Origin of the sequence: Bradyrhizobium sp. 22, from assembly GCF_000482425.1 — a bacterium.
Taxonomy (GTDB): domain Bacteria; phylum Pseudomonadota; class Alphaproteobacteria; order Rhizobiales; family Xanthobacteraceae; genus Bradyrhizobium; species Bradyrhizobium japonicum_B.
Genome location: NZ_KI519399.1, coordinates 399976 through 410812, shown reverse-complemented (window position 1 = coordinate 410812; position 10837 = coordinate 399976). Strand labels below are relative to the sequence as shown.

General features: G+C 62.8%; 6 protein-coding genes. 5 read left to right on the top strand and 1 reads right to left on the bottom strand.

The genetic code is table 11. The annotated features are described in order from the left end of the window. Positions 1 to 100 precede the first annotated feature (100 nt). Entirely contained in the window at positions 101 to 1657 is a 1557-nt protein-coding gene (locus tag K410_RS0103265) for an ISL3 family transposase (RefSeq protein ID WP_028132974.1), read from the top strand. A 22-nt stretch (positions 1658 to 1679) separates the two neighbouring features. Here the strand turns inward: K410_RS0103265 and K410_RS0103260 are convergent, their stop codons facing one another. After that, on the bottom strand, positions 1680 to 6641 hold the full coding sequence (locus tag K410_RS0103260; protein ID WP_028133514.1) for a DUF4011 domain-containing protein: 4962 nt from the start codon (positions 6639 to 6641) through the stop codon (positions 1680 to 1682). A 295-nt stretch (positions 6642 to 6936) separates the two neighbouring features. Here K410_RS0103260 and K410_RS0103255 point away from each other — a divergent pair, with 295 nt between their 5' ends. The 4 genes from K410_RS0103255 to K410_RS0103240 all read left to right on the top strand — a co-directional run bounded on the left by K410_RS0103255 (position 6937) and on the right by K410_RS0103240 (position 10793). Beyond that, positions 6937 to 7344: a hypothetical protein gene (locus tag K410_RS0103255; protein WP_028133513.1), complete on the top strand. Its 408-nt coding sequence runs from the start codon at positions 6937 to 6939 to the stop codon at positions 7342 to 7344. A gap of 14 nt (positions 7345 to 7358) precedes the next feature. Then, positions 7359 to 7811 carry a hypothetical protein gene (locus K410_RS0103250; protein WP_028133512.1) on the top strand — a complete coding sequence of 151 codons (453 nt, stop codon included), beginning with the start codon at positions 7359 to 7361 and terminating at the stop codon, positions 7809 to 7811. Next, positions 7812 to 8561 carry an SOS response-associated peptidase gene (locus K410_RS0103245; RefSeq protein ID WP_028133511.1) on the top strand — a complete coding sequence of 250 codons (750 nt, stop codon included), beginning with the start codon at positions 7812 to 7814 and terminating at the stop codon, positions 8559 to 8561. Between the two features lie 75 nt (positions 8562 to 8636). Then, positions 8637 to 10793 carry an exonuclease domain-containing protein gene (locus tag K410_RS0103240; RefSeq protein ID WP_028133510.1) on the top strand — a complete coding sequence of 719 codons (2157 nt, stop codon included), beginning with the start codon at positions 8637 to 8639 and terminating at the stop codon, positions 10791 to 10793. The last annotated feature ends 44 nt before the right edge of the window (positions 10794 to 10837 follow it).

Below are 10837 nucleotides of genomic sequence, written 5' to 3'. Positions count from 1 at the left end.
GGCGGGTCTGGATGTCAATCGGCGTTCAAATTTGGCTCTGACTCACTTTTGATGCAGTTTGGAGGATGTCTGGCGCTTTGATTGGAGGAGAATCAGCGCCATGCAGCAGGCACTCCACCGCTCCAGTTTGGTGCCGCGTGGGTTTGTTGTAGAGAGTGCTTACTACGAGGGTAATAAGGCGATCGTTGTGGTTCGGGCGTCCGGCAGCGTCGGCCTGTGTCCATCGTGCGGAACGGTTTCGCGGCGTGTCCATAGCCGCTACCGGCGCCGCGTGACCGATCTGCCGCTCTCGGGTCGGATCGTCCAGCTCCTGGTAATCGCCCGCCGTTTTCGCTGCGACGCGGTTCTGTGCGGGCGTCAGATCTTCACTGAGCGCTTCGGCGAAGGCGTACTGGCGCCTTCGGCGCGCCGCACCGCGAGGCTGGAGTCCATCGTTCACCACCTTGGCTTGGCGCTTGGGGGTAGACCGGCAGCAGTCTTCGCAAAGCGGCTGATGCTGCCGGTGAGCAAAGATACCCTTCTTCGGGTGGTTCGGCACCGTAGCCGTCCCCCAGCTGACCCGCTCAGGGTCATCGGCATTGATGACTGGGCCTGGCGGCGCAATCACCGATACGCCAGCATCGTCTGCAACCTGGAAAGGCGCAGGGTCGTCACTTTGTTGCCGGATCGTGAGCCGGCGACGGCCCAAGCCTGGCTCGCTGCTCATCCCTCGATCGCAATCGTCGCCCGTGACCGCGGCGGCGGATATGGCGAAGCCGCGGCCAAGGCCCTGCCGCACGCAGTACAGGTCGCCGACCGTTGGCATCTGATGGAGAACGCCAGTCGCGCCTTCCTCGATGCCGTCCGCAAATCGATGCGCCAGATACGCACCGTCCTCGGTGCGACCACGATCGATCCCAAGCTACTCACCGCCGCTGAGCGCCTCCAGTATGAGGGCTATCTGCGCCGCGAGGAGACCAACGCGGTCATCCTGGCTCTGTCGAAGAATGGCATACCTATCAAGCAGATCGTGCGTCAGACCGGCCACAGCAGGAAGCTGGTGCGACAGGTGGTCCGCGGCGAACGTCACGACGTGTTCCGAACCCGACAAAGTTCGTTGGATGTGCACTTGCCATGGCTGGACGAGCAGTGGGCGTCTGGCTGCCGCAACGGTGCTGAACTTTGGCGCCGTTTGAAAGGGCGTGGCTTCCGAGGCTCGCTCCGTGTCATCAGCGAGTGGGCAACCCGCAGACGACGAGCGGAAAGGACCGACACACAAAACCTTCAGAGGATTCCGTCGGCCAGAACGATCGCTCGCCTCATGACAATCGGACGGGACCTGCTCACCAAAGCGGAGACCGTCACGGTCGCGGCGATCGAAGCTGGCGTGCCAACTCTGGTCGAGGCACGCGAGATCATCGCCGAATTCCACCTGATGATCCGCCGTAAGACCGAGGCGGGCCTCGCTCCTTGGATCGAGCGTGCCCGCGCCAGTCTCGTCGCCTCGTTCGCGAGCGGCGTCGGGAGAGACCAAGCGGCAGTCCGAGCCGCAATCACGTCGCCCTGGTCGAACGGACAAACCGAAGGACAGATTACGCGCCTCAAGCTCGTCAGGCGCCAAATGTATGGCCGCGGGAAGATCGATCTGCTCCAAGCCCGGTTAGTCGGCGCAGAATGAAAGGAGCTGCACCAAGATTGCGTCAGAGCCAATTTTGGACGCCGATCCCCCGGCTTAAGGGGTCAATATTGCAGGCCGAATGACAGGCGAGGTAGCGCTCCGCAAAATCGGGATGACGCACGCCGAGATCAATCTTGTAGCCCGACGCTCCCACCTGATAATCGACCGTAAAGCCCCTCGCGCGGAGCCGATCCGCGACCTCGACTTCGAAGTCGCTGTCGGGCTCTCCCTCGCGCTCCGGATTGGTCGCCATCCTGCCCCGCGTTTCCGCGTACTCGAGATACTTCTGAAGAACGTGGACGCCCTCGGCGCTGTCTGAAGTCGGCTTGACGTCCGAGGACGAAAAGGAAGTGAAGAGACCGATGCGAGTGCGCGCACGAGAAAACAGCACGTTCAGCCGGCGATGGCCCTGTTTGCGGTTGATCGGCCCGAACCGCTGCTTCAGTACGGCGCTGCCGGGCTCGGGTCCGTAGGTCATCGATATGAATACGAAATCGCGTTCGTCGCCCTGCACGTTCTCCAGGTTCTTGATGAAGAATTCCTCGCCCCTGTTGGCGACCTTTTCCCGATACTGCTCGACCAAGACATCGTCGACCACCAGCCGATTGAGCTCCTCCTGGATGAGATCGCGCTGTTGGATGTTCAGGGCCACGATGCCGAGAGATGGGATGTCGCTTTCGCCCGACGTCGCGTGGTGACGCATGAAAGTGATCGCCTCCTCCGCGACGCGGCTCGCCTCGACCGGATTGCATCGGGCTTGGAACGAGCCAGCGACCCGGACGAGGTCGATCGAAAAGGATGCGGGCTTCGACGCCGGAAACGTGATCAGTTCCCGCTTGTAGAACCTCTCGTTTGAGAACCGGATCAGGCTTTCGCACCGGCTCCGGTAGTGCCATCGCAACGGCCGACGCAGACCGAAAGTCTTCTGACAACTTTCGAGAATGGACTCGTCGTCGTAGTCGTCGAGATCCTCGTCGTCGTTTCCTCCGTCTCCGGATCGCGCGAAGAAATCCGTCGGCGGCAACTGCTTCTGGTCGCCCACGACCACTATCTGCTTCGACCTCAGCATGGCGCCGAGGGCGTCCTCCGGTCGCATCTGAGAGGCTTCGTCGATGACGAGCAGATCGAAGGAAAGCGAACCTGCCTTCATGAACTTTGCAAGCGAGAGCGGAGACATCATGAAGCAAGGCTTGAGCGCCTGAACGGACTTGCCCGCCTGCGCCAGCAACGTACGGACCGGAACGAAGCCCCTTTCCTTGCCGATCTCGTTGGCGATCAGCGCCATTTCCGTCCATGCCCGTCGTCTGCCGACGTTCGAGCCCGGCAAGGGCTTCTTCGTCATCAACTTCGCCTTGATGCGGATACGGTCGTCACGGATCTTCGAGCGGTCCTTTTCCGCGAATTGCCGCCTTCGCGCTTCGAGCGAAGCGCCGGTGTTGTTCTGGAGCGGTTCGGCAGATCGCCTGGCCAAAGTCGCGCCGCGCCGGGCAAGGGCGCCTGCGAGCATATGCGGCAAGCGCGAGGGAGCGATGCGCGCCGCGTCCGACCGGTCGAGAAAGTCGCCGAGACCGAGCTCTTCGAGTTCGCGCCGCTCACGACGCAATCCCAGGAATTCCGGCAATTCCTGCTTCCGGTCCAGAAGCGCTCGAAGCTTCTCCGCGACCGAGTCCGGCTCGGCTTCGCCGAACCGGTCGACTAGGCCGAAGCTCGAGCGGAGCACCTTGAAATTGTCCTCGTACCTCCGAAGTTGCGGGCTTGCCCGTTCGGTAAGCTGCGCAAGGCGGGCGAACTCGTCCCTCGCGTCCGCCGAACTCAGTTGTCGCAACAGAGCGGGCGCAGGGGCGGAGGCCCTCAATGCCCTCAGCCATTCGACGCCGGCCGACATCTGGTCGATACCGGCTTGCGAACCGTCGAAGCGAGCCAGGTCCGCAGACAGAGGCGACTTCGCGAGTTCGTCGGCTACCGGCCTCCTGTCGATCTCGACCTTCGCGGCTGCAGCCAATTCTCGGACGGGGATATCGAAGGCCTTGAGCAATCCGCGAGGGTCCGTGGCGGCGACGCGTTCCATGCTCGCGATGCTGTCGGCCAGCATCGTCACCGCGAGATCCACGGATCCTCCGACCAGGCCGTCGGGCCTCGACGACACTTCGCGAGCCAGTGAAGCCGCCGCCGATTCGAAGCTCTGCAGACGCGGCCCATCCTTCGGGGGGATCCGCATCAGTCGGGCGGCGACGTCGCTGCCTGCATGGTCGGTGAGATATTTCCGCGCACGGATACCGTACTCGATCAGACGAAACTTGGTTTCCAGACCGAGCCAACTCGCCCCGAGCAGGTGCGAAGCCTCGTCGTCCGTTTCAAATTCTTCGAGTGCATCGACGTGGTTGGCCAGATCCGCCAATCGAGATGACGGATCTTGGACGCCGGTCAAACCCAAGCGGGCGAGGAGTTCGTTCACCGGCTTCGTGTTGCCTTTCATCGCCTCGATGGCAAGGCCGACCTTGCCTTTCTTCAGCAGTTCCGACGCGCTCCGCAGCGCGGAAGCCGCGGGCCAGGCTTGGCCGCCGTATACGGAGAGGTTGCGGCGCCATTCGGCCTCTTTCGCCAGCAGGTCGTTCCAGCGCTTGAAGAGGCGCCCAAACGCAGTCTCGTCGATGCCCGGGTTCAAGAGAAGGGCGGGTCTATGCTCGGTCTGGATCTTCGCCCAGGCCATGATGGCCTTCGCAGTCGAGACGAACGTGTCGCATGCGCACGCTCCATCAAGACCGAACATTTCGAGTGCAGGGCGGAACCGGTCGATGTCGTCCTTGAGCCGCCGGTCCTTCTGTGCGGTCTCGTTCGCCGCCGAGACCAGTTCGGTCGGCGTGCACTCCCGATAGGTTTCCAGCAGCTGAAGCTTGCCCAGCGCGACGGCCGTTGCGAGGGTTTCGCCCGACGGATTTCCGAGAGTCGGGTAGCGGGATAGTTCCTGCTCCGCCTTGCGGAGGGCCCGTAGATTTTCCAGGTCCTTGCGCAGCTGGTTCTGGTCGAGGTGGGCGATAGCCCCGACCACATCAGGTGGAGACGAGTTCATTTCGCCGCTGACCCTAAGGGCCTCCTTCAGCGCGCTTAGCGACCGAACGCCCAACACATTGTCCTGCAAGCAGGAAGACAGGTCGTCCGCCGCCGCGGCGAGTTCGCGCAGGGTGGCGAGCAGGTCTTCGACCTGGTTGCGTCCGATGTCCGATAGCCCCGCGCTTGCCCACGGCGAGTCGGTTGGATGACCGAACGCCTTCTCGAAGTTGTCGCTGGCTTCTGCGAATCTGGCCAGGCGCTCCTCGGCGTCGACGAGGCTTTCTGAATTGAGGAGGAGTTCGTCGGGCAACTTGGTGTTTGCGAAGATTTCCGAAGCGTCCTGAGAATCCGCCAGTCCGCGGATCGACTTCCAGATCAGGTCAAACGTGGTTCTTCCGCCCGGCTGAACGGCGTGCAAGGCTTGGAGGTACTTCCCGATTTCCGTGCGATTCTCGTGAAGCGAGCGGCCGGCATCTGCCGGAGCAACTACGGGCGACATCTTCAGGCGTTCTGTAAGGCTCTCGAGGACGGCTTTCGGAGACGCCTTCTCGGAATGAAGCTCGAGACAAAAACGTCCGAGATCGGCACGTTCGAGCCTGCGTTTAACGACCTCCAGAGCCGCCTGCTTTTCCGCTACGAACAGGACCGTCTTGTCCAACGCGAGTGCATTGGCGATGATGTTCGAAATCGTCTGCGATTTGCCGGTGCCGGGCGGCCCCTGAATGACGAGGTTTTGCCCCTTCATGGCGTCGATGAGCGCGCTGTGCTGGGATGCGTCGGCGTCTTGAATGAGGAAGGGCGCTATCGTCTCGAACTCCGCCTCGTCGATCTGATAGTCGGTCGGGTCTCCAAGCATCAGAGCGCCGTCACCGCCCGTATTGTCGGTGCCCCTCAGGATCGCCCCCACCAGCGGGTGATCCACCGGATCCTGAACCCAGTTCTCCGGATTGAGGTCCGAATAGACGGCGAAGCGACCGAAAGCGAAGTGACCGAGCACCATCCAGCGGTGGATCTGCCAACGGTTCAACCCCTTGATCGCCTCCTTGACGCCCGCAAAGTAGTTCTCGATCGAGGCGGCGCCTTCGTCTTCACCAGTTTCGAACGAGGGCAGCTTGCGGTGAAACGCGGCGTTGGTCTCGAGCAACTTCTGCAGGCTCAGGTTCGTCTCGGCCGCGCCCTCGCTTGCAACGAGAGAATAGACGTTCTTGCCGTACTGCTTCTTGACCTCCACCTTGACCGGCAGCAGCAAAAGCGGAGCGAACGCCTTCTTGTCCGAGACGTCGGATTCGTACCACTCCAAGAATCCGAACGACAGGAACAGCGTCGAGATGCCCATCTCCTGCTCGGAAAGTCTCGCGTCCGCCACGAGCTTTCCCATGATCCGGTCCAGTTCGTCCGGAAACTTCAGCGTCTGCAGCACCGCATCGCTGTGAGACGGTTTGGTTTTGGTGGGCCCGAGCGCGAAGTTCGGCTCGATTCCGATGCTGCGGGCATGCTCCGCCCTGTTCAATTCGGCTCTTTTCGGCCGTGGGGCAAGACCCAGCGTCTCCCTCACGCGATCGCGCAATTCGCGTTCGAGCCTGACTAACTCCGACTCGTCGTCACGCCCCGAACTCTCGAGTGCCTCCAGCTTGGTCAGATATTCGAGGTCGGATACCTTCGCATGCTCGAGAGTGGCGGCGAATTCCTCCGTCTTCTCTTCCGAAGGCGTGCCTTCCGGCTCTTCGAGAGCATCGATGCGGAGGGAGACTTCCTCCTTGACGAGCTTTCTGTAGGTTTCGTCGATCACCTCGTCGATGATCTGTAGATGCCGCTTCGATCGGCTGCCTAGGCTGTAGTTGAGCATCCGGTTCTTTTTGGACAGGTCGAGCAGCTTGAGCCTGAGGCGCCCAAACGCCTCGGTCAGTCGACCATGCTCATCCGAAAGATCCATCGCGAACGAACCCCCACCGCCTCGAACAAGCGTTCGAGTCCTTTGCCCTGCCGTCCTTACCCTCTTCCCTTGGTTCGACCCTCGGACCTTGATGCCGCGCCATGGTGGCAGACGCACATTCGAGGGTTGTCGCCAGACCTGAAGCTAACCAAGGCGATACGCCCATCGCAATAGCACCTCCAATACATTACACGACCCGGTTCCTTAGCGTCGGGGAGTGAAATCCTTCCGGAGGACTTCCTCCACCGAATTCCGACTCGACTCCAATGTTCATGATATGTTCTATTATACCCAAATGACCGACCGCCCCGCCAGCTGGCGCATGCCGACACGAAAGCAGATGGAAGCGATGGCGCATGCCGTCGACAGGAACGCGCCTCCAGGGCGCGGGCTGGCCCCTGGTGACGACCTGCCTTCCGGATACTGGGAATCCATCCTGGAGGACGCCGGCGCCGACGTGAGCCGCCCCGGTCCCGCACGATCCGGACGCCTACTGCGGCTGGACCAGATCCCTCAGCACCTGCTGCGGGTCGCCTGCCGGCGCTGCAACACGATCGTCGAAATCCAGAAGGTCGACGCCATCAGGCTGTACGGTCCGGACGCGGTCTGGAAGGACGTCGGCCAACGCTTGCTCGACGACACATGCACGCAGCGTACGGGCCGCCACGAGGAGGACGGCTGCTGGCCGTCGCTCGATGGTTAGCCGGCTGATGGCCTATGGCACCCAAGCACCACCCGACCCCGCTCTCCGGAGGCGACCGCAAGGCACTCGCGAAGGAGCTCGGCCGGTCCCGCACCATGACCGCGATTCTCGCTGGCCAGTCCTCCGAGGCCCGGGCCAAGGGGGAGGCGTTGATCCGCAAGGCGGACAAGCTGCTCGCCGAAAGCTGGAACGAACGCATGTGGTCAGTCGGCGAGCCGATCGATCCGTCCCCCACGATCGACCAGGCCATCAACGGGGGCTACGCATGGCTTGAGATCGAGTGCTCGCGGTGCAGGGCCCGCCGGGACGTCGATTTGGCGGCGCTGCGCCGCCCCCCGACCACGTTCGTCCACGACTTGGCGAGCCGCCTCCGCTGCAGCAAGTGCGCCAGGGCCGGTCGCCGCCCGCCGGCGACGCTGCTACAGCTGTCGCAGCGAGCCCGCCATCCGGATCCGGAAACCCCGTAAATGTGTAACCTGTATTCGATCACCACCAACCAGGCCGCCATCAGCTCGCTGTTCCGCGTCGTCAATCGGTACGTGGGCAACCTGGCGCCGATGCCCGGCGTCTTTCCGGATTACCGGGCGCCGTTCGTCCGGAGCGGCGCCGACGGCCGCGAGCTCGCGCTTGCCCGCTGGGGCATGCCGTCGTCATCGAAGGCCTTGATGGATGCGACGAAGAAGCGGGCCGAGAAGCTGCAGGCCAAGGGTAAGATCGTCGACTTCAAGGAATTGCTCCGGATGGAGCCCGACGGCGGCACGACCAACATCCGGAACGTGACGTCGAAGCATTGGACACGGTGGCTGGGCGTCGAGAACCGGTGTGTGGTGCCCTTCAACTCATTCAGCGAGTTCAACAAGGCCGAGGGCGGCGACATCTGGTTCGCGCTCGACGAGACCCGCCCGCTGCTTTGCTTCGCCGGCATCTGGACCAACTGGACGTCGGTCAGGAAGGTCAAGGAAGGCGAGACCACCAACGACCTGTACGCATTCCTGACGACCGAGCCGAACGCCGAGGTGGGCGCCATCCATCCGAAGGCAATGCCGGTGATCCTGACGACGCCGGGCGAGGTCGAAACATGGATGACGGCGCCCGCCGAGGAGGCCCTGAAGCTGCAGCGCCCGCTTCCGGACGGTACGCTCCGGATCGTGGCGCGGGGCGTGAAGGAAGACGCCGCGCCGGCGACCGCCCAAGTCCGCGGCTCTGGTCACCCGTAGCCCGTCGAGGCGCTTGACTCTGAGGACGGCGCTCGAACAAAAATAGAACGAACGATTCCTGCCGCGAAGGTCCGCTTGGCCAAACTGCCTCAACTACCCGTCTACTATTATCTCGACCACTTCGCCGAAATGCTCGGCTTCGTGCAGCGGACGTACGCCCCCGTGCTTGGTCCGGAGCACCACGCCTTCATAGCGCGGTTCGAGGCCCTTCCCAGAGATGCGCGATGCCTGCTGGTCCGAATGATCAACAGGCGCGGTGCCATATTCAACCGATCCCTGTTCAGCTACCCCGAGATCGATGACGTCGAGCGGGCGGCATCCGATCTGACTGCGGCCGGTCACGCACGCGAGCTCGGCGAGGCGGACTATGCGGCCTTCGTCTCATGCCTGCCAAAGGACATCCTCGTCACCGGAGCGCAGGCGGCCGGGCGAGGAGACGTCCGGAAGTCCTGGTCCAAGCCGAAGTTCATCGACTACTACCTCGAGCGCATCCCATTTTCGGTCGCCGCGCAGCACTGCGGCGCCCGCAACTTCATCGCGCTCGACGGGACGCGTCCGATCGAGTTCCTGCTCTATCTGTATTTCGGCAAGACCGAGGTGGATCTAAAGAACTTCGCGTTGCGCGATTTAGGCATTCTCCGCACAAACCGCGAAACCTCGTTCAGCGCGCGCTTCACCGATGCCGAGGAGGCGCTCGCCTCGTTCCATTACAGCCGCGTCCTGGACAGCCTGGAGGACGGATCGGAGGCTGTTCACAGAGTGGCCGCCATCGACGTGCTGGCCGGACCCGCCTGCACAACCGAGTTCGCCGGCGATCTCCGCAGCCGGGCCGCGCATCGGACCGGGCTTTTCTTCGAGAAAGCGGGCGAGAGCGATCTCGCCCGTCAGCTCTACCGTGCCGGACCTTCCCCGGACTGCAACGAGCGCTTGGTTCGCCTGCTCTACAACATGGGCGACAAGGCCGAGGCCGAAGCGCTGCTGCAGCGCATGATCGATGATCCCGCCAGCGACGAAGAACACCTTTTCGCTACCGACTTCTATGCCCGCAAGTTCGGCGGACGGCGCACGGGTCTCCACACCGAACTTTTGCGGTCCGGCCGCACGATCACCGTAGACGACACTCATCGCGGCAATCCCGAGGCGGGCGTCGCCGGCGTGCTGCGGCGCGAGGGCACCAAGGTTTTCTTCACCGAGAATGTGCTGTGGCACAGCCTGTTCGGCCTGCTCTTCTGGGACGAGATCTTCGAGAGCACCCGGATGCCCAGCGGGTTCGATTGGCTACCTCACTGCCTGAAGGATCGCAGCTTCCGCCGGCTCTTCGCCGCGACGATCGACGAGAAGCTGGCAGCCCTCGCGTCCGGATCCGCCCTCCCGTTGATCCTCCGCACCGTCGCAGCGAGATGGGGCCGCCCGAACGGGATCTTCAGCTGGGATCACGTGCAAGTGGAGGCGCTGCGCGCGCTGCTCGAAGGGTCCGATCCGGCTGGCGTCGCCAGCATCCTCGGCAGCATGTGCGACGACTTCCGCGGCATGCGCGACGGCTTCCCCGACCTCATGTTGGTCCAGGACGGCAAGGCGTCCTTCATGGAGGTTAAGGCCGAAGGGGACGTGATCCGCCGCAACCAGCTGACCCGCCTCCGCCAACTCGGCGACGCCGGCATTGTGGCCGAGATCGGTCGGGTCGACTACCGCTTCGACCCCGAGCAGGATTACGTGGTGGTCGATATCGAGACCACCGGCTCATGGTCGAACGGGGACCGCATCACCGAGATCGGCGCGGTGAAGGTCCGCAACCACCAGGTCGTGGACGAGTGGCACTCTCTCCTCAACCCGCAGCGTTCCATTCCAGCCAAGATCGTCCAGCTGACCGGCATCACGAACGAGATGGTTCGCGACGCGCCTTTGTTCGCCGAAGTCGCGGATTCCTTAATGCAGTTCATGGCCGACGGCATCTTCGTCGCCCATAACGTCAGCTTCGACTACGGTTTCCTCTCCTACGAATTCGAGCGGATCGGGCGTCGCTTCAGATTTCCGAAGCTCTGCACATGTGCCGGGATGCGGCGGCGCTATCCGGGACATAAGTCCTACGGACTAGGGAAGCTCTGCGAGATCTACGGCATATCACTCGACAATCACCACCGCGCCCTATGCGACGCGCGGGCCTCCGCCAAGTTGTTGAATCTCATCAACCAGAAGCGGAGTGAGGAGAGATATATCGGCGAGGCCGCCTAGCGGTTCGAGCAATGGGGCGACTTGGAGTGACCCCCGAAAATTCC

Coding starts and splice junctions, on each gene's coding strand:
- K410_RS0103265 (WP_028132974.1), top strand. CDS start 101: ATGCAGCAGGCACTCCACCGCTCCAGTTTGGTGCCGCGTGGGTTTGTT.
- K410_RS0103260 (WP_028133514.1), bottom strand. CDS start 6,641: ATGGATCTTTCGGATGAGCATGGTCGACTGACCGAGGCGTTTGGGCGC.
- K410_RS0103255 (WP_028133513.1), top strand. CDS start 6,937: ATGACCGACCGCCCCGCCAGCTGGCGCATGCCGACACGAAAGCAGATG.
- K410_RS0103250 (WP_028133512.1), top strand. CDS start 7,359: ATGGCACCCAAGCACCACCCGACCCCGCTCTCCGGAGGCGACCGCAAG.
- K410_RS0103245 (WP_028133511.1), top strand. CDS start 7,812: ATGTGTAACCTGTATTCGATCACCACCAACCAGGCCGCCATCAGCTCG.